Source organism: Faecalibacterium sp. Marseille-Q3530 (assembly GCF_017377625.1).
GTDB classification, from domain to species: Bacteria; Bacillota; Clostridia; order Oscillospirales; family Ruminococcaceae; genus Faecalibacterium; species Faecalibacterium prausnitzii_E.
In genome coordinates this window covers 35,742-58,422 of the sequence record NZ_JAFREH010000002.1, presented here as the reverse complement: position 1 = coordinate 58,422, position 22,681 = coordinate 35,742, and the positions used below count along the sequence as shown (strand labels likewise).

Sequence of the window (22,681 nt, the reverse complement as noted above, 5' to 3'; positions counted from 1 at the left end):
CCGCTCACTCCCCGATGTAGGCAAAGCGGGGTTGAACTCTTCCGTCCCGCTCCACGGTCTCGCACCACATGGCCACCGGGCGCACCCAGAGGTCGTGGTCTCCATAGAGGGTGCGGTAGACCACCAGTTCTTCTTCGGTCTCGCTGTGGTGTGCCATGCCCAGCACTTCGTATTCCCGGCCCTTGAAATGCCGGTAGCGGCCGGGCCTGATCTCATAATGGAATTCCATCCCGTTTTCCTCCTGCTGATGTTTTTCTTATTGTATCATGATTCCGCTCCGCTGAAAAGATGCCAGAAAAATCGCCTCAAATTTTGGGCAAAACGGTCGGGAAGAGTCGTTTTCTTTTGCCGTTTTTTGTGGTATACTACTTATTAAATATATAACGTTCTGAAAAAACGGATCTTTCAACCGAGGTGAGATCTTATTGAGCCGTTCCAACCGCACCCTGCGGCAGGCAAATGCCGCTTACCGGGCGCTTCGGCAGGAAACACAGGCCCTCGTCCGGCGGGCCGAAACTGCCCTCATCACCGCCATCATACTGTATAAGCTCCTCACCGAGCTTGTGTTCCTCCCCGCCATGCGGGGCATCTGGAGCCTGACGCTCCGCGTTTCGCCGGTGAACTACCTGACGAACACCAACGCGCACCAGATCTTTACGGCCCCCAGCATTCTGGGCGGCATCGCGCTCATCGCCATTCTGGTGGCGCTCTGGAATCTGTATGAATTTTCCATCGTGCTGCACGGGCTGGACCGGGCCCGCCGGGGGGAGTCTTCCGGTCTGCCCGCCCTGTTCCGGGTCTCCCTCGCGGACATCCGCCACGTGCTGCACCCGAAAAACTGGCCCATCCTGCTCTACTGTGTGCTCCTCATCCCGTTCACGGACATGTACGTCACCGCCAGCTACATCACCCAGCTGGCCGTACCCGAATATATCCTGGGCGTCATCCGGGCAAAGCCGGGCATTCTGGCGCTGTATGGGGCAGGCATTCTGGCCGTTGTGCTGCTGACCGTCTTCTTTGCTCTGGTGCTGCCCCTGTTCATGCTGGAACGCAAACCGTTCGGCTCCGCCGTAAAAGAGAGCTGCCGCTGTGTGAAGCGGCGGTTCTGCGAAGTCCTGACTGCGCTGGCCCGGTGGAACATCGGAGTGCTGCTGCGCACCGGCCTGCTCTTTGCGCTGGCCGCTGCCCTGCTGTACGGCATCGCGGCGCTGGTGGGGCTGGAAAGCACCCGCGCCATGCTGCTGCTCTCCCGCGCACTGCAGCTGGTGGAGCTTCCCTTCTTCGGCTTTCTGCTGGACTGCCGGGTCACTGTGGCCCAGTGCACCATCCTCGGTCTGCTCTACTTCCGGATACAGGGCTCGCCCCAGCCGGACGTGCCGCCGGATCATAAGCCCGCCCGCCGTAGCGGCCGCCTGCTGCTGACGGCTCTTGTGGCAGGCGTCACCCTCGCGAGCTGCGCCGCCACGGTCTATCTGCTCAGCCTGCCCCAGGATGACGCCCTGCTCTCGGCGGTGGGCGGTGTGACACCCCTTGTCACCTACCACCGCGGCGACTGCTCCATTGCCCCGGAAAACACCATCCCCGCCTTCCGGTCTGCCATCCGGAAGGGCGGCGACCGCATCGAACTGGATGTTCAGATGAGCCGGGACGGCGTGGTGGTCGTGACCCACGACACCAGCCTGAAGCGCTGCACTGGCAAAAATGCCAAGGTGTACGACCTAACCTTTGCGGAGATCGAAACGCTGGACGCGGGCCGCTGGTTCAGCGCCCGCTTTGCCGGGACGCGCATCCCCTCGTTTGAGGAAGTGCTGCAGCTCTGTCAGGGCCGCATCGACCTGAACGTGGAGATCAAGCCCAGCGCCGCCACCCCGACGCTGGAAGCCGAGACCGTCCGCCTGCTTCGGGCGTACGGTTTCGAGGGGCACTGCGTCATCACCTCGCAGAGCTATGAGACGCTGCACAAAGTCAAGGAGCTGGCCCCGGATATCCCCACCGGCTACATTCTGGCGCTGGGCGTCGGCAACTACTACGATCTGCCGGATGCCGACTTTTTCAGCGTGGAGCATACGTTCATCACCTCCGGCATGGTCAACCAGATCCACCTGCGCGGCAAGACCATCTCGGCCTGGACCATCGCCCAGGAGGACGATGCCCGCCACATGATGGAGCTAGGCGCAGACGACCTCATCACCGACAAGCCCGACCTGGTGCATGAGCTGCTGCGCCAGAATGCCGAGATGGATACCACTCTGCTCTCGCTCCGCGATGCGATCCAGGGCTGGTTCTTCCCTGCCCCGGACGAAGAAGTTTCGGACGCAGCGGAGGATGTCATCGAAGATGTCATCGAGGACCCGGAAGAGTTCCTGGATGCCGCATGATCCCCGCCAAAAGGAGGCCCGCCATGTTCCAACGAATCCGCGATCTGGTCGCCGATGTCTGCCGCTACGAAGAAACGGCCCCCATCAACAGTGCCTGTATGCGCTGCATCCTGCTCTGGTCTGCGGTGGTGCTGGTGATGCTGAACCTGAGCTACAACAGCTTTGACCGCCCCATCGTCTTTGTCTCCACCTTGTTCATCTGCCTGACGCTGTTCGGGGTATCGCTGCTGCTCTCCCATGTGCGGCACCCGAAGCGCACCGTCCTTGCGGGGGCCGTTCTCATCGTTCTGATGAGTCTGTGCAGCTTTGTCTCGAACGAAAACGACGGCTTCCAGACCCTGTGGCTCTTCCTGCTGCCCGCCATCCTGCTCATCCAACTTGGCCTGAAGCAGGCGGTGCCGATCTGCTCGGCCTATGGGCTGTGCGCCATGGTACTGCTCTGGGGCTCCCCGGAGCGGCTGGCCAACGCCTACCCCAGGGATTACCGCATCTACTACCCGGTCTTCTACTGGGAGTTCCTGCTGGCCATGGTGGTGGCCGACCTGTTTTATAAATCCTACCGCATCCGCCGGGAGCAGACCGAGCAGGAGATGGAGGCCGAAGTGCAGGCCACCATGGGCAAGGCACAAAAGCTGATCCTCAGCTCGGTGGCCGCCATCAACCAGATGATCGACGAGAAGGACCACTACACCTCCGAGCACTCCCGCCGGGTGGCGCAGTATTCCCGCATCATTGCAAAGCATCTGGACCCCACTCTCTCCGAAGAGGAGTTGGAGCGGCTTTACCGGAGCGCCCTGCTCCACGACATCGGCAAGATCGCCGTGCCGGATGCCATCCTCAACAAATCCAGCCGCCTGACGGATGCGGAGATCGATGTGATGCGGCAGCATACCCTGTGGGGCAAAAAAATACTGGCCGGGCTGGAATTTCTGCCCCAGGCCGACCTGGGGGCCAGCTACCACCACGAGCGGTACGACGGCACCGGCTACCCCGCCGGGCTGATGGGCGAAGACCTGCCCCGCATGGTGTGGGTCATCGCCGCAGCCGACGCACTGGACGCCATGAGCTCCAATCGCTGCTACCGCAAGCGCTGCGACCTCGACTACATCCTCTCTGAATTTGAACGGGGCCGCGGCACCCAGTTTTCGCCCGAAGTGGCCGATGCGGTCATCGACCTGCTGAAGACCGGCGGCATCCCGCTGGCCTGACCCCCGGAGGAACTGCCTATGAAACGCTCGTTTTTTCCCTTTTTGCTCCAGACCATCCGCATCCACTACCAGGACCCGGAGCTGGCATTCTATACCAAAGGGGTCTTGGGGCTGCTCTGGCTGGTGCAGCTGCCGGTGGCGCTGTGGTATGGAGCCCCAGCCCAGTTCTACGCCCTGCTTGGAGCCATGCTGCTGGCCATCGGCGTCGATCTGGTACCTTTCCCCCGCCAACACAGCCGCGCGGACGATTACGTCACCTCTGCCGTGATGCTCGTCTGCTGTTTTGTGCTATTCTGGAAGGCTTCCATTGGGTATTTCAGCGTCTTTTTCCTGCTCATCTACCTGTTCTGCAATGTGTTCATCCTGGGCATCGCGGGCAGTGCTCCCTTCAGTCTGCTGGGGCTGACGGGCGTCATGCTCTGCCTGCAGGGTGTCCTTGTGGCAGACCCCGCCGCCCGCTATGGGGCGGATTTTGTGCCCCGCCTGCCCTTCCTGTTCCTCTGCATTCTGGGCATCGCCTACATCATCACCTTCTTCATCCAGCGCTACTGGGTGGAAAAGCTGCAGCAGCACGTCATTCTGCAGGCGCGCATCGACGCCGAGCGGGCCAGGCTCTCGGAGATGTCGCTCAAGGTCATCACGGCCATGTACAGCGCCCTCAGCTCCAAAGTGCCGGAAGTGGACCTGCACTGCGAACAGGTGGCCGCGCTGACGCAGGAGCTTGCCCGCCGGATGGGGCTGGACGAAACGGCTTGCCGGGACGGCTACTATGCGGGCCTGCTGCATGAGGTGGGGGCCGTCGGCCTGCCGGACGCTGTGCTGCAGAACCGGCAGCTGACCGAGGAGCAGTTCCAGCTTTACCAGACCTATGTAGAGCGGGGCTATGCCATCATTTTGCAGCTTCAGATCGTAGACCGGGTGGCCGAGACGGTACGCTTCCACCGGGAGTGGTACGACGGCACCGGCTACTGCACCGGCCTGCGGGGCGAGGAGATCCCCCTGCTGGCCCGCATCCTTGCCGTGGCGGACTTCACCGACCGCCACCGCCGCTGGGACGAGACGGACGCCGAGATCGCCGCGGCCCTCACCGCCCGCGCCGGGACGGAGTTTGATCCGGTGTGTGTCGAAGCAATGAAAACGCTGCTGCAATGAAACGAACCCCCTCTTCCGTAGAAAACGCAGAAGAGGGGGTTCCTGTTTTGTTCAGAGGCTCTGCCGGGCAGGGGCGGTGGTCACTGGCTCAGCTGCTCTTTGTGATACTGCAGCATATAGAGCTGATAGTACCGGCCGTGGTTGGCCAGAAGCTGCTGATGGGTGCCCTGCTCCAGAATCTTGCCGTGGGAGAGGACGATGATGTTGTCCGCATGCTGGATGGTGGACAGACGGTGCGCCACGATGAGCATGGTGCCGACGGTGCGCATCTTTTCCAGCGAGTCCTGAATGAGCAGCTCGGTCTCGGTGTCGATGTTGGCGGTGGCCTCGTCCAGGATCATCACGCTGGGCTTGTGGATGATGGTGCGGGCAAAGCTGAGCAGCTGGCGCTGACCGGCCGAGAAGTTGTTGCCGCGCTCGCGGACTTCCTCGTCCAGGCCGTGGTCGAGCTTTGCGATGAACTTGTCGGCGTTGACGTAGCGGCAGACCTCCAGGATCTCGTCGTCCGAAATGCCCTCTTCCCGCAGGACGATATTGCTGCGGATGGTGCCGGAGAAGAGGAACACATCTTGCAGCATCTGGCCGAAGTGGCGGCGCAGCGAGGAAATCTTGATCTTCCGGATGTCGATGCCGTCGATCAGGATCTCACCCTTCTGGAACTCGTAGTTGCGGCAGATGAGGGAGAGGATCGTGCTCTTACCGGAGCCGGTGGAGCCGACGAAGGCGACGGTCTCGCGGGGGTCAACGTGGAAGGAGACGCCCTGCAGCACCCACTCGCCGGGGACATAGCTGAACCAGACGTCGCGGAACTCGATCTCGCCCTTCACTTCGTCCAGCTCGATGGCATCGGGGGCATCCACCATCTTCGGCTGCAGGTCCATGATGGAGAAGACCTTCTCCGACGAGGCCAGCGCCGATTGCAGCCAGTTGAACTGCTCGGCCAGGTTCTGGATGGGGGTGAAGAACTTGGAGATGTACATATAAAAGGTAACGACCGTGCCGCTGGAAATGGTCTGGCCCAGAAAGCTGACGTTGTTCAGGTAGCCCATGCCGCCCAGATAGAACAGGCAGAGGATGGAGCTGATGTAGAGCATATACACCAGCGGACGGAACACACTGAACACGAAGATCTGCTCCTGATTGGCCCGGGCCAGATTCTGGCTCTTTTTGCGGAAGTCCGCCATCTTCTCGTCCTCGCGGCCAAAGATCTGGGTGACCTTGATGCCGGACAGGTTCTCGGAAAGATAGGTGTTGATATCGGTGGTCGCGTTCTTGAGCTTGCGGTTGGCCCGGCGGGAGAACTTGCGGAAGATGACCGTGAAGAGCACGATGAAGGGCACAAAGCAGAGCACCATCAGGGTCAGCTCGTAGTTCAGGCAGATCATCGCGATGAGGATGCCCAGGATGACGAAGCAGTTCTTGGTCAGCTGCACCAGCAGATTGGTGAACATCATCGAGATGGCGTTGGTGTCGTTGGTCACACGGGTGACCAGCTTGCCCACGGGGATCTCGTTCAGCTGCTCATGGGAGAGGGACTCGATGTGGGTGAAGAGGTCCTCGCGCAGGTCGGAGATGATGCGCTGGCCCACCCGCTGCAAGATCACGGCCTGCAAATAGGTGCTGGCCATGGAAAAGACCAGCACGCCCGCATACACGGCCACCCCCGCAAAGAGGGCGTTCAGCTCAAACTCGCCGACGACCAGCTCTTCGATGCGGCCCACGATGAGGGGCGAAACGATGTCGTAGGCGATGGAGAAGAGCATCAGAAAGCCCACGAGGACGAATCGGCCCAGATAGGGCCGGGCATACCCGGCCAGGCGGCGCAGGATCTCACCGTCGTCCATGTTGCGCTCGAAGCCCATGGAGGTCTTCTTATCCTTCACGCCGACATAGGCAGCGATGAGCAGCGCGGTGATGACGCCGATGACCGCGCCCACCAGCAAAAGCGGATTCCAGCTCATGCCTCGTCACCTCCCGTTTCGTCTTCCAGCCGCTGCAGATCGACCATGCGGCGGTATTCCTCGCAGGAGGCATAGAGTGCGTCGTGGGGGCCAACGGCCTCGACGCAGCCGTCTTCGAGGAAGATGATCTTATCCAGCCGCTCCACCGTGGAAATGCGATGGGCGATGAGCAGGGTGGTCTTCCCTGCCCGGCTGGCCTTCAGGTTGTCCAGAATGATCTTCTCCGTCCGGGTATCCACCGCCGAGACGGAGTCATCCAGAATGAGGATGGGCGCATCCTTCAGCAGGGCGCGCGCAATGGAGATGCGCTGCTTCTGCCCGCCGGAAACGGTGACGCCGCGTTCGCCGAGGACAGTCTCGTAGCCGTCCTTGAAGTCCACGATGTTGTCCCGCACATCGGCCAGGCTGGCGGCCCGCTCGATGTCCTCCTGGGTGGCGTCATCCACGCCGAATGCGATGTTGTGGGCGATGGTGTCCGAGAAGAGGAAGTTCTCCTGCGGCACATAGGCGCAGGCATTGCGCACCGAGTGGATGGACACGCGGTTCACATCCTGCCCGTCCACGAAGAGGGTGCCGTCCGGCACATTGTAGGTGCGGAGCAGCAAGTCCACCAGCGCGGTCTTGCCCGCACCGGTCTTGCCCACGATGCCCACGCTCTCGCCGGGTTCAATTTTGAAGGAAATGTTCTTGAGCACGTCGAACTCGCCGTCCGGGTAGCGGAAGGTCAGGTCCCGGAACTCGATGGCGCCCTTCGGGTCCTTCAGGTCGGGCACACCGGGGCGGTCGGCCACGTCGATGGGGGCATCCAGCAGCTCGGTGATCCGGTTGAGGGACGCCTTGCCGCGGGAGGTCTTCTCGATGAGCATGGACACGGCCATGATGGGCCAGACGATGGCTTCGAAGTAGCCGATGTACTCCACGAGCTGGCCTGCATTGAACCGGCCGCAGTAGACCAGATAGCCGCCGTAGCCCAGGATGATGCAGATGACCGACTCGACGAAGAGGGTCACGAGGACTTCCAGCAGGGTGGCGATCTTGGTGTAGGTGACGTTGATCTCCTCGTTCTCCTTGTTCAGCTTCCGGAAAGCCAGCAGCTCTTTCAGCTCCTTGACGAAGGCCTTGATGACTGCGATGCCGGAAAAGTTCTCCTGCGCAAAGTCAGAAAGATCCGAGAAGGCCTGCTGGCGTTCCTCCCAGCGCCGGGTCATCACCCGGCTCATCAGCGTACCGATGAGGAACATCATGAGGGCCGGGATGAGGGCGAGCATCGTCAGCCGGACGTCCATCCGCCACATCTTATACAGGGCCAGCAGGCCCAGCGTCAGTGCGTCGAAGAACATCAGCACACCATCGCCGAAGCACTCCTGGATGGTGTCGAGGTCATTGGTGTACAGGCTCATCAGGTTGCCGACCTTGTTCACCTGATAATACTGCTGCGAGAGCTTGCGGCTGTGGTCGAACATCCGCTCGCGCAGATTTGCCGTGACCCGCACGGCCGAGCCGAAGAAGCAGACGCGCCACAAAAAGCGCCCGATGACCATCAGGACCACGATCCAGATCATGGGCCGGCAGATGTGCTGCAGCAGCACCTCTTTGGTGAAAGCCAGCGTCTCGCCGCCCACCACCACCTGCCCCAGGTTCATGCCGTTGATGACCAGGCGGTACAGCTGCGGGATGAGCAGCTGGATGTAGTCCACCGTCAGCAGCGCCGCAAGCCCCAGCAGCAGCGCCGGGGCGTACCTGAGGTAGTAACGGTTGATATACTTGCCAAAGATCATAGGTGCATTTTCCCCTCCTGTTCCGATTCCGAACCAATTTTGAACGACTGTGCGAAAAAAGCCACCGCATCGCATTGGATGCAGTGGCTTCTCGTCTGGAGCGGCCGACGAGGCTCGAACTCGCTACCTCCACCTTGGCAAGGTGGCGCTCTACCAGATGAGCTACGGCCGCAGATGCGGCACACTTGCGTGTACCGGTTTTTGGTGCCTCCGATCGGAATCGAACCAATGACACGGGGATTTTCAGTCCCCTGCTCTACCGACTGAGCTACAGAGGCATAAAAGCGACCCGGATCGGGCTCGAACCGACGACCCCCAGCGTGACAGGCTGGTGCTCTAACCAACTGAGCTACCGGGCCACATGGTGGAAGTTAACGGGCTCGAACCGCTGACCCTCTGCTTGTAAGGCAGATGCTCTCCCAGCTGAGCTAAACTTCCACATAAATGGAGCGGCCGACGAGGCTCGAACTCGCTACCTCCACCTTGGCAAGGTGGCGCTCTACCAGATGAGCTACGGCCGCACATTTCATGTGTCGTGCCGGGGTTTCGTTCCCGGCGACGTTGGTTATTATACCGCACAGCGGGGGCTTTGTCAACCATAAATTTTCAAAAAAGCTCAATTTTTGCAAAAACAGCCCATCAGCGCGAAAAGTTTTTTCACAATGGCTGCGCGGGGGCCGGGGCTTTGCCCGTTCTTCACCTGTGCCGGGGCAGACACAAGCAAAATTCAATTGCATTCCCTTATAAAAGAGTTTATAATAGAGTTGTCAAATGCTGCATGTTTCTGCGTCTGCACCGCCGTGCGGGTGGGCAGGCGTATTTTCATGCCGAGATTCTGCCAGAAAAAGGAGCTAACGCAATGTACAAGATCACAGAAAAAGTCGCGCTGAACCCCACCGTGACGAAGATGGTCATTGAAGCCCCGCTCATTGCCAAAAAGGCAAAGCCGGGCCAGTTCATCATTGTGCGCCCGTTCGAGGACAGCGAGCGCATCCCCCTGACCGTGGCCGGTTACGACCGCGAAAAGGGCACCGTGGACATCATCTTCCAGATCGTCGGCGGCACCACCATGGAGTTGAACAGCCTGAACGCAGGCGACAGCGTCCACGACTTCGTCGGCCCGCTGGGCCGCGCCACCGAGACCGAGGGCCTGAAGAAGGTCTGTGTCGTGGGCGGCGGCGTCGGCTGCGCCATCGCTCTGCCCATTGCCCGCGAGCTGCACGAGCAGGGCTGTGTGGTCCACAGCGTCGTTGGCTTCCGCAGCAAGGACCTGCTCATCCTCGAAGACGAGTTCCGGGCCTGCAGCGATGAACTGCGCATCATGACCGACGATGGCAGCTACGGCACCAAGGGCGTCGTGACCGCTGCGCTGGACGAGCTGGTGGCAGCCGGGAACCAGTACGACCTGGTCATCACCATCGGCCCGCTCATCATGATGAAATTCGTGGTCAAGACCTGCCAGAAGCACGGCCTGAAGAGCATCGTTTCCATGAACCCCATCATGATCGACGGCACCGGCATGTGCGGCGGCTGCCGCCTGACCGTGGGCGGCGAGACCAAGTTTGCCTGCGTGGACGGCCCCGACTTTGACGGCGACCTGGTGGATTTCGACGAGGCCATGGCCCGCGGCACCATGTACCGCCCCTTTGAGGCCAAGGCCCGCGAAAAGGCCTGCAATCTGTTCAAGACTGAGGAGGCAAAGTAAGATGGCTTTCAATATGGACCCGAAAAAGTGCCCCATGCCCACCCAGGACCCCAACGTCCGCAACAAGAACTTTGAGGAAGTTGCGCTGGGCTACACCGCCGAAATGGCTGTGAACGAGGCAAAGCGCTGTGTGCACTGCAAGAACAAGCCCTGCCAGACCGGCTGCCCGGTCGGCATCGACATTCCGGAATTCATCGGCCATGTGGCCGAGGGCGACTTTGAGGCCGCGTATCAGGTCATCAACCGCTCCTCTTCCCTGCCCGCCGTCTGCGGCCGTGTCTGCCCGCAGGAGAGCCAGTGTGAGGGCAAGTGCACCCGCGGCATCAAGAACGAGCCGGTGGGCATCGGCCGCCTGGAGCGCTTCGTGGCCGACTGGCACCGTGAGAACGTCCACACTGCTCCCATCGTGCCCGAATCCAACGGCCACAAGGTCGCCATCATCGGTGCAGGCCCTGCCGGTCTGACCGCCGCAGGTGACCTGGCAAAGCTGGGCTACAAGGTCACTGTGTACGAGGCCCTGCATGTGGCGGGCGGTGTGCTGATGTACGGCATTCCTGAGTTCCGTCTGCCCAAGGCCATCGTCCAGCAGGAGATCGACGGCCTGAAGAAGATGGGCGTGGACTTCGAGTGCAACATGGTCATCGGCAAAGTCCTGACCATCGACGAGCTGATGGGCGAGTACGGCTATGAGGCCGTTTTCGTGGGTTCCGGTGCCGGTCTGCCCCGCTTCATGGGCATTCCCGGCGAGAGCCTGAAGGGCGTGTACTCCGCCAACGAGTTCCTGACCCGCTCCAACCTGATGAAGGCATATCTGCCCACCAGCAAGACCCCCATCCGCGCCGGCAAGAAGGTCGCCGTCGTCGGCGGCGGCAACGTCGCCATGGACGCCGCCCGCAGCGCCCTGCGCCTGGGTGCTGACACCGTCTACATCGTCTACCGCCGCGGCATGGCTGAGCTGCCTGCCCGGAAGGAGGAGGTCGAACACGCCGAGGAAGAGGGCATCATCTTCAAGACCCTGTGCAACCCCGTGGAGATTCTTTCCGACGACGAGGGCTTCGTCAAGGCCATCACCTGCGTGGAGATGGAGCTGGGCGAGCCCGATGCGTCCGGCCGCCGCCGCCCCATCGAGAAGAAGGGCAGCGAGTTCACCATGGACGTGGACACCGTCATCATGAGCCTGGGCACCAGCCCGAACCCCCTCATCCGCTCCACCACCCCCGGTCTGGAGACCAACAAGCACGGCTGCATCGTCACCGAAGGCGACGAGGGCAAGACCAGCCGTGAGGGCGTGTATGCCGGCGGCGACGCCGTGACCGGTGCCGCCACCGTCATCAAGGCCATGGGCGCCGGCAAAGCCGCCGCCAAGGCCATCGACGAGTACATTCAGAATAAGTAAACCGGTCCTATAAAAAAACAGAGGTGCTGCGATGCAGCACCTCTGTTTTTTTATTCAGAACAAGCTGTGTTCCAGACAGTACCAGTAGACGCCGTCCTCTTTTACGTCACGGCAGGTATCTGTGGCAACGGCTTTCAGCCGGTCGGAGGCATTGGCCATGGCGACGCCGGTGCCGACGGCCCCGAACATCTCAATGTCGTTGTTTCCGTCGCCAAACGCCATGCTGTCGGCCTTGTCGATGCCGTAAAATTCCAGCACCCTTTCCACCGCGATGCCCTTGCCGCCGTTGGCCGGGATGATGTCCACTGCGCGGTCCCACCAGGCGGCAATCTTGGCATGGGTGACATCCTTCAGGATGGCGGGGTACTCCTCTTCCCGGCCGCCCATCAGCACCTGAAACACTTCGCCCTGCGCCACCTCGTCAAAGTCGTCGGCCACGACCAGCTTCACCCCGCCGATGGCAAAGTATTCTTCAAGGTCCGGTTCGGTGCCGTTGGCCACCAGACGGCTGTCCGTGGCCAGTGCAAGGGGCCGCCCCAGTGCAGCCGCATTCCGGCGGAGGGTCACAATGTCCTCCTTCGGGATGAGGTTCTTGAAAATATCGCGCTCCGGCGTAAAACAGTACGAGCCGTTGTAGGTCAGGAGTGCATCAAAGGTCACCCCTTCGAACTTCGGCACCTCCATGGGGGCACGGCCTGTGGCGATGCAGATCCGGATGCCGTTCTGCCGCAGTTTTTGCAGAGCTTCCACTGTTCTGGGGCGGATGCTCTCTTTCAGGGGCACCAGAGTGCCGTCAATGTCAAAAAAGATGATCTTGGGCTTCATCGTATCGCTCCTCTTTTTGCGCAGATGTAGATATAGAACCCCTTTATTATACCACACGCAGCCAGCCCGCCAAAGATTCTTTTTCCTTCAAATTCAGAAACCACAATTCCGTCAAAATCCGTCACAAAAAAGCTTCCAAACCAGCTGTTTTGCGTGAGAATCGGCTCCATTTTTCTGCAAAATCGTTTCATGTATCCCACTTCTTGTGCGAGATGCTCAAATCTTGCCGTTTATTTTTGTTGATTCTTTTTGGCATTTCGTGATTGATTTTGACGTGTTTTTTGCTATAATAGGGGCAGAGAGACGCAGAAAGCTTCAAATAAAATCACAATCCACCAAAAGGAGTGAAGATTCCCATGTTGGCAGAAGAACGCTTCACCCTCATCCTGGATCTGCTGGCCCGCCAGCGGACGGCTACGGTACAGGAGCTGTGCGAGGCCCTGAGCGCAAGCGAATCCACCATCCGGCGCGACCTGAACGAGCTGGACAAGATGGGCCGACTGAACAAGGTGCACGGCGGTGCCACCCTGCCGGACAGCCCTTTCCGCACCGACGAACCCACCATGGCCGCCAAAGAAGAGCTGGCTGTGGACCAGAAACACAGCATCGCGCGGGCCGCTGCGGCCCTGATCGAGCCGGAGGATTTCATCTTTCTGGATGCCGGTTCCACCACACTGGCGGTGGCGCGGGCGCTGACCGGCCCGGCCCTGCATGCCTGCTATGTGACCAACGGCGTGGCCCACGCCCGGCTGCTGGCCCAGAAGGGCTGCCGGGTGTTCCTGCCCGGCGGGATGCTGCGGCCCCAGACCGAAGCCATCATCGGGGCGACGGCGCTCAGCGCCATCCAGCAGTACAACTTTACCAAAGCGTTCATGGGGGCCAACGGCGTGGCGCTGGAGGCCGGGTTCACCACACCGGACCCGGAGGAAGCCGCTGTGAAGGCGGCTGCCATCCACCGGGCGCGGGAGACCTGGTTCCTCGTGGATGACTCGAAGTTCGCCAAAGTCTACTCCGCCGTCATCACCGACCTGCACAGCGGTGCCATCCTGACCAACCGCTGCCCCAACCCCAAATACCAGCAATTCACTTTGATAAAGGAGACGGAATCATGATCTATACCGTTACGTTCAATCCTGCCATCGACTACGTCGTCCGCCTGGACAAAGCTCTGGAAGTCGGCGAGGTGAACCGCGCCGCCGGGGAGGACTGTGTGCTGGGCGGCAAGGGCATCAATGTGTCCGGTGTGCTGCACGAGCTGGGCTGCGAGAGCGTAGCTTTGGGCTTCGTGGCCGGTGAGACCGGTGCCTGGCTGGAACGCGGTCTGGCTGCGCAGGGCCTGCGCACCGACTTCATTCACCTGGACCACGGCATGACCCGCATCAACGTGAAGATCAAAGCCGGGGAAGAGACCGAGCTGAACGGCGCAGGCCCCGCCATCCCGGCTTCGGCCCTGCACACGCTGGAAGAAAAGCTCGATGCGCTGACCGAAAATGATGTGCTCATCCTCGCAGGCAGCATCCCATCCAGTATGCCGCAGGACACCTACGAGCGGCTGCTGGCCCGGCTGGACGGCAAGGGGGTGCGCTGTGTCGTGGACGCCACCCGCGCCCTGCTGGCAAACGTTCTGCCCTACCACCCCTTCCTCATCAAGCCGAACAACCACGAGCTGGGCGAGCTGGTGGGCAGAGTCCTGACCGGCGACGAGGAGATCACCGCCGCTGCCCGCGCCCTGCAAACGCAGGGTGCCCGGAACGTTCTGGTGAGTATGGCGGGCGATGGTGCTTTGCTGGTGGACGAGACCGGTGCCGTGCACCGCATCGGCTGCCCCAAGGGCAGGGTCGTCAACAGCGTGGGCGCAGGCGACAGCATGGTCGCCGGCTTCGTGGCCGGATATTTGCAGACCGGCCGCTATGACGACGCCCTCCGTCTGGGCACCGCCTGCGGCAGCGCCACAGCGTTCAGCCTGGGGCTGGCCAAAAAATCGGAGATCGACGCACTGCTCGCAGCGCTCTGAGCTGTGACGCTTTGAACGAAGGAAAGGAGAATCCCCCTATGCGTATCACCTCGCTTTTCTCCCTGAATGCCATTGCGCTGGATGTTGCAGCATCCAATCAGGATGAGATCATCGACAAGGTCGTGGAGCTGCAATCCACCCACAACAACATTCTGGACAAAGAGGCCTATAAAAAGGCACTCTACGCCCGCGAAGAAGAAGGCTCCACCTACGTGGACAACGGCATCACGGTTCCACATGCCAAGAGCGATGTCGTCACCCGGCCCAGTCTGGCCGCACTGCGGCTGAGCAGCCCGGTGCAGTACAACCCCGACGACGACGGCAAGACCGACCTGCTCTTCGCCATCGCGGCCCCGCAGAACGGCAGCCTGCATGTGGATATGCTGGCCCGGATGATGCAGATGCTGATGAACGAGGAGTTCGTGGAGCAGCTGCGCACTGCCAGAACGCCGCAGGCATTTTTGGACGCCATCGACAAGCAGGAGGAAGCACAGTTCGGCAGCGAGAGCTTCACCGACCAGTCCATCCCGCAGGACGGCTTCCGGGTGCTGGCTGTGACGGCCTGCCCCAACGGCATCGCCCACACCTACATGGCCGCCGAGGCGCTGACCAAGGCAGGCACCAAGCTGGAGCTGCCTGTGAAGGTCGAGACCAACGGTTCCGACGGTGCCAAGAACATCCTGACCCGCGAGGAGATCGCAGCCTGCGACGGCATCATCGTGGCGGCGGACAAGAACGTGGAGACTGCCCGCTTTGACGGCAAGCCCGTGCTCTTCACCCGCGTGGACGACGGCATCCACAAGCCCGAAGAGCTGATCCTGAAGATCGTGCGGGGCGAGGTGCCCATCTACCACAGCAAGGACAAGGCCGCGGGCGATGCGCCCGGTGCCTCCGACAGTGCGGCCCACACCGTGTACAAGCACCTGATGAACGGTGTTTCCCACATGCTGCCTTTCGTCGTGGGCGGCGGCATCATGATCGCGCTGGCCTTCCTGCTGGACGATTACACCATCGACCCCTCCAACTTCGGCATGAACACCCCCATCGCGGCCTTCTTCAAGACGGTGGGCAGCGCCGCCTTCAGCTACATGCTCCCCATCCTGGCCGGTTTCATCGCCATGTCCATCGCAGACCGTCCAGGTCTGGCCGTCGGCTTTGCAGGCGGCGTTCTGGCCATGAACGGCACCAACTTCGCGGGCCTTGCCTCCGGTGAGACCACCGGCATCTCCGGCGGCTTCCTGGCGGCTCTGCTGGCCGGTTTCGTGGCCGGTTATGTGGTCGAGTTCCTGAAGAAGATCACCGAAAAGCTCCCCGCCAGCCTGAACGGCATCCGCCCCATGCTCATCTACCCGCTGGGCGGCATCCTCATCATGGGCGCTGTGATGTGCGGCATCAACCCGGTGATGGGCATGATCAACACCGCCATGACCGACTGGCTCAACGCCTTGGGCGGCACCTCCAAAGTCCTGCTGGGTGCCATCGTGGCCGGTATGATGAGTGTGGACATGGGCGGCCCCTGCAACAAGGCAGCCTACGTCTTCGGCACGGCCGCGCTGGCCTCCGGCAACTATGAGGTCATGGCCGCTGTCATGGTGGGCGGCATGGTGCCTCCTCTCGCCATCGCCCTCTCCACCACCTTCTGCCCCAAAAAGTGGACCCCTGACGAGCGCCGCAACGGCATCGTGAACTACGTCATGGGCCTGTGCTTCGTCACCGAGGGTGCCATCCCCTACGCCGCCGCCGACCCGCTCCGCGTCCTGCCCAGCTGCGTCATCGGCGCAGCGCTGGCCGGTTCGCTCTCCATGATCTTCGGCTGTGCCCTGCGCGCACCCCATGGCGGCATCTTCGTCTTCCCCGTCGTGGACCACGCCCTGATGTATGTGGTGGCACTGGCCGCTGGCAGCATCGTGGGTGCCGTCATCCTGAGCCTGCTCAAGAAGACCCGCACCGAGTAACTCCCTTCCGGTTCCATTGAATCCACAAGCAAAACGGCTGGCCCTCCGTACTCCAGGAGGGCCAGCCGTTTTTGCGTTTTATTGCACTGCCTGCTTCAGGCGTTCGAGGTCTCCGGCATCCGGATGGGCCAATGCACGGTCAAAGTTTTCGATCAGCATGTCCAGATTGGAGGCCGGGTTCGGCTGCTGCTTCATCGCTTCGTACCGCTGCCGCACCGACTGGGGCATCCGGCCCTGACACATATAGGTCCCCACAACGGTATTGCTGGGGTCCAGCTCCGCCTGCACGGCGCTCAGGATCTTTGCAAAATACTCCGCACTGCCGCCGAAGCCTGCGGTGCCGAACAGAAAGATTTTTTTGCCGCGCAGCGTTTTCAAAAAGGCGTTGCAGTCTGCATCTGCATGGCCCCGGTCGGTCCAGAAGCCCACATACAGGGTGTCGGCCTCCGCTGCGGCTTCTGCCGGTGTGCCGAAGTAGCGGCAGCCTTCCTGCGGCAGCGTTTCCCGAAGGGTCTCTGCCAGCTGCTTTGTGTTGCCGGTCTGGCTGCTGTATACGATCGAGTAGCTCATACGATTCTCCTTTTTCATCGGTGTGTGTTTATTTTTCTTCTCGCCGTGCGTCGTAGATGCAGCGGGTGCCCTGGTGCGCCATCAGGCCGCCGAGGCACTTTTTGTTGCAGCGGACGCAGCGATGGATCGTTTTTGCCTGCCCCTTTTGCAGTTTGTTCACCCACTCCGGGTCGGCCAGAAGCTGGCGGCTCATGGCGGCGCACTGGATGCGCCCGGAGGCAAGCTGCTGCTCCACGAAATCGGGGTCGTTCAGGCCGCCCACGCCGCAGAGGGGCAGGCGGGTGTACTGCCGCACGGCATCGCAGAACTTGAGGAAGCAGCCCGGCTGGCCGAAGGCAGGGTGGCTGGCGGGCGGGATGGTGTTTTCCAGTGCCGAGTGGTTGGCCAGCGTGACATGGAAGCTGGTCACGCCCGCCTGTTCCAGCAGCGGCACAAAGACGGGCAGTTCTTCCACCAGAACGCCTGCGTTGCCGTAGTGGGGGTCTTCCTGCCGGACGGCCAGCTTGTAGTCAATGGGAAATTCCGGCACGGCGGCATGGACGGCCTTGACCGCTTCCACGGCAAAGCGGGCGCGGTTCTCGGCGCTGCCGCCGTATTCATCGGTGCGGTGATTGAAGATGGACGAGCTGAAGCTGCCGCACATCCGGTCGCCGTGCACCTGCACCATGTCGAACCCGGCCTGTTTTGCCAGCACCGCCGCCTTGCCGAAGCCTGCGAGGATGGCCTCGATCTTCCGCTTCGGCATTTTGGTGATGTAAGGCTCCACTTCGGCGTTCAGCTTTTCGCGCAGCTGGTCCGGGGTGAGCTTTTTGGCCAGCACGGCGGGGATGTATTTGAGCATCGCCATCATGTTGGAGTCGCTCTGGTGCAGCTGGGCGCAGACCTTGCAATCCGCCTTGTGGGCGATCTCCACGATCTGCTGATAAAACGCGAACCCTTTTGCATCGAAGAGGGATTTTTCGAACTTGCTCTTCCCCACCGGCACATCCCCGATGATGAGCATCGCGCAGCCGCCCTCGGCCAGCCGCCGGACCTCGGCAAGGTACTCTTCGTCCGGCAGGCCGAAGGTGGTGGGCGCAAAAATGATGCGGTTCTTCAGCTGCAGGCCCCCATAGTTCACAGGGCTCAGGATGGTCTCGTACATGATCACATGCTTCCTTTCTGTGCTGCTTTTTGCAGCAGATCCAGCAGCTGGCGCTGCTCGTCGGCGGTCAGGCCGGTCAGGTTCCGGGCGTCCCAGCCATAAAACACCCGGTGGCAGACCGCAAAGGCCGACCGGCCCTTTTCGGTCAGTTCCAGATGGTAGCTGCGGCCGCTCTTTTCTTTGGTGAGGAATCCATCCTCGGCCAGCTTGGTAAGGCTGCGCTGGGAGTGGCCCCAGTCCAGATGCAGTCTCTGCGTCAGCTCCGAGGGGGTGCAGCCGGGGTGCTTGCCCACATAGATGATAAAGTACATCATCCCGAAGCTCAGGCCCAGCTCCTGCAGCCGCTGGGTGGTGTAGGCGGCAAATCTCCTGTGCAGTGTCAGAATGCAGGAGGATACCGTAGCCGGTTCCATATGATCCGCTCCTTTCGTTCTCAACGGCCTGAGTATAGCACGTTCACTTGACAAAGTCAAGTATTTTCGCAAAGAAAAAACTCCGCATCTGTACGCGAAGTTTTTTCGGGCTGTTGTCATGCTTTGCTGCGGCGCTCTTCTTCCAGCTCCCGCTTGAGGTCGTCTTTGATCTCGACAAAGCATTCCAGAAGCATGGGGTTGAACGCGCCGCATTCGCCGTTCAGGATCATCTCCACCGCCTGTTCATGCGGGCAGGCTTTTTTGTAGCAGCGTTCACTGGTCAGGGCATCGTAGACGTCGGCCAGCGCCACCACCTGCGCCTCGATGGGGATCTCGTTTCCCTTCAGGCCGTCCGGGTAGCCGCGGCCGTCCCACCGCTCGTGGTGCCAGCGGGCGATGCTGTAGGCCGTCTGGAGCAGCGGCTCCACGCAGAAGTTGTCCAGCTTGCTCAGCATATCCGCGCCGATGGTGGTATGGGTCTTGATGACCTCGAACTCCTCCGGGGTCAGCCGGCCGGGCTTGTTCAGGATCTTTTCGTCGATGGCGATCTTGCCGATGTCGTGCAGGGCCGAGGCCAGCGGGATGTTCTCCTGCATCTCGGAGGTGATGTGGTAGATGTTGGGGCGTTCGAGCAGTTTTGCGAGCACCCGCTCGGTGAGGCGGTGGATGTGCTGGACGTGCAGCCCGCTCTCGCCGTTGCGGAACTCCACCAGCTGGCTCAGCACCCCCACCAGCATGGAGGTGTTCCTCTCCCGCGCGCGGATCTGTTCGGACAGCAGGCTGACCAGCCGCCGCTGCTTGGCATAGAGCTTGATGGTGTTGAACACCCGGCGGTAGACGACGCGGGCGTCGAACGGGCGGGCCACGTAATCCGAAACCCCCATCTCATAGGCGCGGCGGACGGAGGCCTCGCTGTCCTCGCCGGAGATCATGATGACCGGCAGATCCTCGATGGCGTGGTTGCGGTTCATGAAGTCCAGCACCTCAAACCCGTTCATCTTGGGCATCATAAGGTCCAGCAGCACCAGCGCGATATCGCCCATGTACTGCTGCATCTTTTTCAGGCACTCCTCGCCGTCCGCAGCTTCGAGGATGCGGTAATCCCCGCACAGGATCTCCGACAGGATGGCGCGGTTCATCTCGGAATCGTCCACGATGAGGATCTGCGGCTTTTCCTCCCGGCGGCCCGGCGCATCCTCCTGAAGCATCTCGCCGGAGACGACGACGCAGTTCTTCCGGACCTTGGCCTGATACATCAGCCGGTCGGCCTGCCGGACCACGGCATCCATGCTGTCGCTTGGCATCTGGATCAGCCCACCGATGCTGGTCGAAAGCCGCATGTGGCTGTAGCCGGGCACGATGGCGTCATGGATCTTTTCGCAGATCCCCTCCAGTTTGATTTTGAAGTAATCCTCCGGGATGCCAGGCAGGATGAGCAGAAACTCGTCGCCGCCGAAGCGCACCAGCGCATCGGTCTGGCGGATGCAGCCGCGCACGATGGTGGCGGCGGTCTTCAGGGCCATATCGCCCGCGTGGTGGCCGTAGGTATCGTTGTAGACCTTGAAGTCGTCCAGGTCCATCAGCGCCACGCCGATGGGGCCTTTCATGCCGCGGACGATCTCCTCGTAATAGCGGCGGTTGTACATGTCGGTCAGAGGGTCGTGGTACAGCTTGGTGTTGTAGCCGGAGAGCGCGCTGAACAGTGCCTCGGTGTCATCGGGTTCGACGATGGTATCGCTTTGCATCCGCTGCAGCAGTTCCAGCACATAGGGAGCTCCGTCCACCTCCATATATTGGGCCGACACCTGCACGATGTCCGGCGAGAAATATTCCAGCTTGGTGCGCTGGTCATGGTTCTCGAACGCACTCTTCACCGCGCAGTGGTGGCAGCGGCGGCTCCTGTGGCGGCAGGCATAGCACAGGTCTTCCGCCTTGGGGTTTGAGCGCACGCCCTCTTCGATCCGCTCAATGGCGGCTGCGTCCAGCAGACGCACATCCGTATAGAACTGCTGCAGATCGCTGATGAGCGTCTGAACTTCCTGCATTGTTTTCATCTTCGCCGTTTCCTACGCCTTTCTGCGCACCTCTCCGAATGTTGGAACAGAAAAGGCGCTTTTCTTTCCTATTATAGACGGTATTCAGCCCAAATGGAAGGGATTTTCCAAAACTTTTCTGCAAAACAGAATGCTGCCCCGCCGTTTTGCCAAAATCTGAACTTTTTCGGCACAAATGGTAGCCCTGTGAAACAAAAGGTGTTATAATAATTTTATCTATCACAAGCCATTTGACAGGAAGGGGTCCCCCACATGACGATCGAAGAATGCTACACGGCCATGGGCGCAAATTATCAGGACGTGCTCCGGCGCTTTTATAAACCCGATATGATCCGGCGCTTTGCCCGGATGTTTTTGCAGGACACCAGTTTTCAGCAGCTGACCGATGCCATGGCCCGGCAGGACGTCAAGGATGCGTTTCTTGCGGCGCACACCCTGAAAGGGGTCTGCCTCAACCTCGGCTTCAGCAACCTCATGCCCTCTGCAGTGGCCCTGACGGAGATCCTCCGCGCGGGGAGCTTTGACGGTGCCGCCGAGCAGTATGCCCTTGTAGAGAAGGAATATCACAAGACCATCGAGGCCCTCAACGCCCTCGATTGAGTTCCGGATGGAGCCACGGGGAGCCGGGGCTCCATTTTTCAGACCGGCTCGTTTTGGGGAAGGAGACATCATGCGATCTCGTTTTCGTCCGCTCGTCAGTCTGGTGCTGAGCGCTGCGCTGCTGCTGGGCTGTGTGGGCTGCGGCGGCAGCGCCAAGGCACCCACCACCATCACGGTGTGGAACTATTACAGCGGCGACCTGCTGAGCAGCTTCAACGCTCTGGTGGACCAGTTCAACGCCACCGTCGGCAAAGAGAAGAACATCGTGGTCGAGAGCTTCAATCAGGGCAGCGTGACCGACCTGGAAGCGAACGTTCTGGCCGCTGCGCAGGGCAAGGTGGGCGCTGCGGCCCTGCCCAACCTCTACTCCGGCTATGCCGACATGGCCTACGACCTCGACCTGCTGGGCGAGGTCGTGGACCTGGCCCCCTATCTGACCGCAAAGGAGAAGGCCGCCTATGTGGACGGTTTTCTGGCCGAGGGCGACCTGATGAACAACGGGGAACTGAAGGTGTTCCCGGTGGCAAAATCCACCGAGCTGCTCTACCTGAACGCCACCGACTGGGCCCCCTTTGCTGCGGCCACCGGTGTGACCTACGACGACCTGGCCACCATGGAAGGCGTCGTGGAGGTGGCCCGCCAATATTACGACTGGACGGATGCCATGACCAGCACCCCCAACGACGGCAAGGCCTTCTTCGGCCGCGATGCGCTGGCCAACTACCTGCTGTGCGGTGCTCAGGAGATGGGCCTGACCATCTTTGATGCCGAGAACGGCGTCATGACCCTGCATTTTGACAAAGACGTCATCCGCAAACTGTGGGATAACTTCTATGTGCCCTACATCAAGGGCTGGTTCGGTGCCAGCGGCAAGTTCCGCAGCGACGACGTGAAGACCGGCAATCTGCTGGCCTACGTCGGCTCGTCGGCCAGCAGCCCCTTCTTCCCCACCCAGGTGATGACCAACGACACCGAGAGCCACGCCATCGAACCGGCCATCCTGCCCTGCCCATCCTTTGCAGGCTGCGCCCCGGTCGCCGCCCAGCAGGGTGCCGGCATGATCGTGACCAAAGGCACCGACGCCCAGATCCGGGCCTGCGTTGAATTTCTGAAGTGGTTCACCCAGCCGGAAAACAACATCGCGTTCTCCGTGAACTCCGGCTATCTGCCCGTGACCCACGCCGCCGCAAGCCCGGACGCCATTCAGGCCAGCGGACTGGAGCTGACCGACACCATCACCCAGGTGCTGGACCTCTCGCTGGATGCCGTAGAGCATGACGCCCTGTACACGACCCACGCCTTCCCGGAGGGTTCCACGGCCCGCATCACTCTGCAAAATGCCATGACCGATGCGGCGGAGGCCGACCGGGCCATCGTGAAAGAGCGGCTCGCCGCCGGGCAGACGCCCGAAGAAGCCGAAGCCGAGTTTTTGACCGACGAATACTTTGACCAGTGGTACGAATCCACGAAGGCCGCGCTGGAAGCCTACGCCGGCTGACCATCTGCCGCCCCCAACCCTTTTTGAAAG

At 61.1% G+C, this 22,681-nt stretch carries 19 protein-coding genes and 5 tRNA genes; 10 read left to right on the top strand and 14 right to left on the bottom strand.

Annotated elements, in window-relative coordinates; all coding sequences use genetic code 11:
- Positions 1-4: 4 nt before the first annotated feature.
- Positions 5-229 (bottom strand): DUF1653 domain-containing protein, encoded by a 225-nt coding sequence (locus J3350_RS03405; protein WP_207685692.1) that lies wholly within the window; start codon positions 227-229, stop codon positions 5-7.
- Between the two features lie 196 nt (positions 230-425).
- Between J3350_RS03405 and J3350_RS03400 the strand changes: the two genes are divergently transcribed.
- From J3350_RS03400 to J3350_RS03390, 3 genes are read left to right on the top strand one after another with little or no spacing between them, the layout of a single operon-like run.
- Positions 426-2,378, top strand: coding sequence for a glycerophosphoryl diester phosphodiesterase membrane domain-containing protein (locus J3350_RS03400; protein WP_242700113.1), 1,953 nt, complete (start codon positions 426-428; stop codon positions 2,376-2,378).
- Positions 2,379-2,401: 23 nt separating this feature from the next.
- Positions 2,402-3,586 (top strand): HD-GYP domain-containing protein, encoded by a 1,185-nt coding sequence (locus J3350_RS03395; RefSeq protein WP_179859500.1) that lies wholly within the window; start codon positions 2,402-2,404, stop codon positions 3,584-3,586.
- Between the two features lie 18 nt (positions 3,587-3,604).
- Positions 3,605-4,738, top strand: coding sequence for an HD-GYP domain-containing protein (locus J3350_RS03390; RefSeq protein WP_207685691.1), 1,134 nt, complete (start codon positions 3,605-3,607; stop codon positions 4,736-4,738).
- Between the two features lie 80 nt (positions 4,739-4,818).
- Here the strand turns inward: J3350_RS03390 and J3350_RS03385 are convergent, their stop codons facing one another.
- The 7 genes from J3350_RS03385 to J3350_RS03355 form a co-directional block, all read right to left on the bottom strand.
- Positions 4,819-6,699, bottom strand: a complete 1,881-nt coding sequence (locus tag J3350_RS03385; protein ID WP_207685690.1) for an ABC transporter ATP-binding protein — start codon at positions 6,697-6,699, stop codon at positions 4,819-4,821.
- Positions 6,696-8,477 (bottom strand): ABC transporter ATP-binding protein, encoded by a 1,782-nt coding sequence (locus J3350_RS03380; protein WP_207685689.1) that lies wholly within the window; start codon positions 8,475-8,477, stop codon positions 6,696-6,698. The genes J3350_RS03385 and J3350_RS03380 overlap by 4 nt, the downstream gene beginning before the upstream one ends.
- 96 nt (positions 8,478-8,573) lie before the next feature.
- Positions 8,574-8,649, bottom strand: a tRNA-Gly gene (locus tag J3350_RS03375).
- Positions 8,650-8,679: 30 nt separating this feature from the next.
- Positions 8,680-8,755: transfer RNA gene (locus J3350_RS03370), tRNA-Phe, on the bottom strand.
- A gap of 7 nt (positions 8,756-8,762) precedes the next feature.
- Positions 8,763-8,836, bottom strand: a tRNA-Asp gene (locus J3350_RS03365).
- Between the two features lie 3 nt (positions 8,837-8,839).
- Positions 8,840-8,915 (bottom strand) — tRNA-Val (locus J3350_RS03360).
- A 7-nt stretch (positions 8,916-8,922) separates the two neighbouring features.
- Positions 8,923-8,998, bottom strand: a tRNA-Gly gene (locus J3350_RS03355).
- Positions 8,999-9,336: 338 nt separating this feature from the next.
- On the opposite strand from J3350_RS03355, the gene J3350_RS03350 reads away from it, so the two are divergent.
- Together J3350_RS03350 and gltA are read left to right on the top strand one after the other, a co-directional pair.
- Positions 9,337-10,182: a sulfide/dihydroorotate dehydrogenase-like FAD/NAD-binding protein gene (locus J3350_RS03350; RefSeq protein ID WP_097792369.1), complete on the top strand. Its 846-nt coding sequence runs from the start codon at positions 9,337-9,339 to the stop codon at positions 10,180-10,182.
- A gap of 1 nt (position 10,183) precedes the next feature.
- Positions 10,184-11,578 (top strand): NADPH-dependent glutamate synthase, encoded by a 1,395-nt coding sequence (gltA, locus tag J3350_RS03345; protein ID WP_118552830.1) that lies wholly within the window; start codon positions 10,184-10,186, stop codon positions 11,576-11,578.
- A gap of 54 nt (positions 11,579-11,632) precedes the next feature.
- Here gltA and J3350_RS03340 read toward each other — a convergent pair whose 3' ends face one another.
- Both J3350_RS03340 and J3350_RS03335 read right to left on the bottom strand, forming a co-directional pair.
- Complete coding sequence (locus tag J3350_RS03340; protein WP_207685688.1) at positions 11,633-12,403, bottom strand: Cof-type HAD-IIB family hydrolase; 771 nt, start codon at positions 12,401-12,403, stop codon at positions 11,633-11,635.
- Positions 12,400-12,594 (bottom strand): hypothetical protein, encoded by a 195-nt coding sequence (locus J3350_RS03335; RefSeq protein WP_207685687.1) that lies wholly within the window; start codon positions 12,592-12,594, stop codon positions 12,400-12,402. The genes J3350_RS03340 and J3350_RS03335 overlap by 4 nt, the downstream gene beginning before the upstream one ends.
- A gap of 165 nt (positions 12,595-12,759) precedes the next feature.
- On the opposite strand from J3350_RS03335, the gene J3350_RS03330 reads away from it, so the two are divergent.
- From J3350_RS03330 to J3350_RS03320, 3 genes are read left to right on the top strand one after another with little or no spacing between them, the layout of a single operon-like run.
- Entirely contained in the window at positions 12,760-13,515 is a 756-nt protein-coding gene (locus J3350_RS03330) for a DeoR/GlpR family DNA-binding transcription regulator (protein WP_207685686.1), read from the top strand.
- Positions 13,512-14,417 carry a 1-phosphofructokinase gene (gene pfkB / locus J3350_RS03325; protein ID WP_207685685.1) on the top strand — a complete coding sequence of 302 codons (906 nt, stop codon included), beginning with the start codon at positions 13,512-13,514 and terminating at the stop codon, positions 14,415-14,417. Before J3350_RS03330 ends, pfkB begins: the two co-directional genes overlap by 4 nt.
- Positions 14,418-14,455: 38 nt before the next feature.
- A complete protein-coding gene (locus J3350_RS03320) occupies positions 14,456-16,372 on the top strand; it encodes a fructose-specific PTS transporter subunit EIIC (protein ID WP_207685684.1) in 1,917 nt (638 codons plus the stop codon).
- Positions 16,373-16,450: 78 nt separating this feature from the next.
- Here J3350_RS03320 and bilS read toward each other — a convergent pair whose 3' ends face one another.
- The 4 genes from bilS to J3350_RS03300 all read right to left on the bottom strand — a co-directional run bounded on the left by bilS (position 16,451) and on the right by J3350_RS03300 (position 20,553).
- Complete coding sequence (gene bilS, locus J3350_RS03315; protein WP_207685683.1) at positions 16,451-16,942, bottom strand: flavodoxin family protein BilS; 492 nt, start codon at positions 16,940-16,942, stop codon at positions 16,451-16,453.
- Between the two features lie 28 nt (positions 16,943-16,970).
- Positions 16,971-18,086 (bottom strand): bilirubin reductase, encoded by a 1,116-nt coding sequence (bilR, locus tag J3350_RS03310; protein WP_207685682.1) that lies wholly within the window; start codon positions 18,084-18,086, stop codon positions 16,971-16,973.
- A 2-nt stretch (positions 18,087-18,088) separates the two neighbouring features.
- A complete protein-coding gene (bilQ, locus tag J3350_RS03305; RefSeq protein WP_207685681.1) occupies positions 18,089-18,499 on the bottom strand; it encodes a bilirubin utilization transcriptional regulator BilQ in 411 nt (136 codons plus the stop codon).
- Between the two features lie 116 nt (positions 18,500-18,615).
- Positions 18,616-20,553, bottom strand: a complete 1,938-nt coding sequence (locus tag J3350_RS03300) for an HD domain-containing phosphohydrolase (protein WP_207685680.1) — start codon at positions 20,551-20,553, stop codon at positions 18,616-18,618.
- A 252-nt stretch (positions 20,554-20,805) separates the two neighbouring features.
- On the opposite strand from J3350_RS03300, the gene J3350_RS03295 reads away from it, so the two are divergent.
- Together J3350_RS03295 and J3350_RS03290 are read left to right on the top strand one after the other, a co-directional pair.
- Complete coding sequence (locus J3350_RS03295; protein ID WP_097792378.1) at positions 20,806-21,153, top strand: Hpt domain-containing protein; 348 nt, start codon at positions 20,806-20,808, stop codon at positions 21,151-21,153.
- 70 nt (positions 21,154-21,223) lie between these two features.
- Complete coding sequence (locus J3350_RS03290; RefSeq protein ID WP_207685679.1) at positions 21,224-22,651, top strand: extracellular solute-binding protein; 1,428 nt, start codon at positions 21,224-21,226, stop codon at positions 22,649-22,651.
- Positions 22,652-22,681 lie beyond the last annotated feature (30 nt).

Excerpts from the sequence above, each read along its gene's own strand:
- J3350_RS03405 (WP_207685692.1), bottom strand. The coding sequence starts at position 229 with ATGGAATTCCATTATGAGATCAGGCCCGGCCGCTACCGGCATTTCAAG.
- J3350_RS03395 (WP_179859500.1), top strand. The coding sequence starts at position 2,402 with ATGTTCCAACGAATCCGCGATCTGGTCGCCGATGTCTGCCGCTACGAA.
- J3350_RS03390 (WP_207685691.1), top strand. The coding sequence starts at position 3,605 with ATGAAACGCTCGTTTTTTCCCTTTTTGCTCCAGACCATCCGCATCCAC.
- J3350_RS03385 (WP_207685690.1), bottom strand. The coding sequence starts at position 6,699 with ATGAGCTGGAATCCGCTTTTGCTGGTGGGCGCGGTCATCGGCGTCATC.
- J3350_RS03380 (WP_207685689.1), bottom strand. The coding sequence starts at position 8,477 with ATGATCTTTGGCAAGTATATCAACCGTTACTACCTCAGGTACGCCCCG.
- J3350_RS03350 (WP_097792369.1), top strand. The coding sequence starts at position 9,337 with ATGTACAAGATCACAGAAAAAGTCGCGCTGAACCCCACCGTGACGAAG.
- gltA (WP_118552830.1), top strand. The coding sequence starts at position 10,184 with ATGGCTTTCAATATGGACCCGAAAAAGTGCCCCATGCCCACCCAGGAC.
- J3350_RS03340 (WP_207685688.1), bottom strand. The coding sequence starts at position 12,403 with ATGAAGCCCAAGATCATCTTTTTTGACATTGACGGCACTCTGGTGCCC.
- J3350_RS03335 (WP_207685687.1), bottom strand. The coding sequence starts at position 12,594 with ATGAAACGATTTTGCAGAAAAATGGAGCCGATTCTCACGCAAAACAGC.
- J3350_RS03330 (WP_207685686.1), top strand. The coding sequence starts at position 12,760 with ATGTTGGCAGAAGAACGCTTCACCCTCATCCTGGATCTGCTGGCCCGC.
- pfkB (WP_207685685.1), top strand. The coding sequence starts at position 13,512 with ATGATCTATACCGTTACGTTCAATCCTGCCATCGACTACGTCGTCCGC.
- J3350_RS03320 (WP_207685684.1), top strand. The coding sequence starts at position 14,456 with ATGCGTATCACCTCGCTTTTCTCCCTGAATGCCATTGCGCTGGATGTT.
- bilS (WP_207685683.1), bottom strand. The coding sequence starts at position 16,942 with ATGAGCTACTCGATCGTATACAGCAGCCAGACCGGCAACACAAAGCAG.
- bilR (WP_207685682.1), bottom strand. The coding sequence starts at position 18,086 with ATGTACGAGACCATCCTGAGCCCTGTGAACTATGGGGGCCTGCAGCTG.
- bilQ (WP_207685681.1), bottom strand. The coding sequence starts at position 18,499 with ATGGAACCGGCTACGGTATCCTCCTGCATTCTGACACTGCACAGGAGA.
- J3350_RS03300 (WP_207685680.1), bottom strand. The coding sequence starts at position 20,553 with ATGAAAACAATGCAGGAAGTTCAGACGCTCATCAGCGATCTGCAGCAG.
- J3350_RS03295 (WP_097792378.1), top strand. The coding sequence starts at position 20,806 with ATGACGATCGAAGAATGCTACACGGCCATGGGCGCAAATTATCAGGAC.
- J3350_RS03290 (WP_207685679.1), top strand. The coding sequence starts at position 21,224 with ATGCGATCTCGTTTTCGTCCGCTCGTCAGTCTGGTGCTGAGCGCTGCG.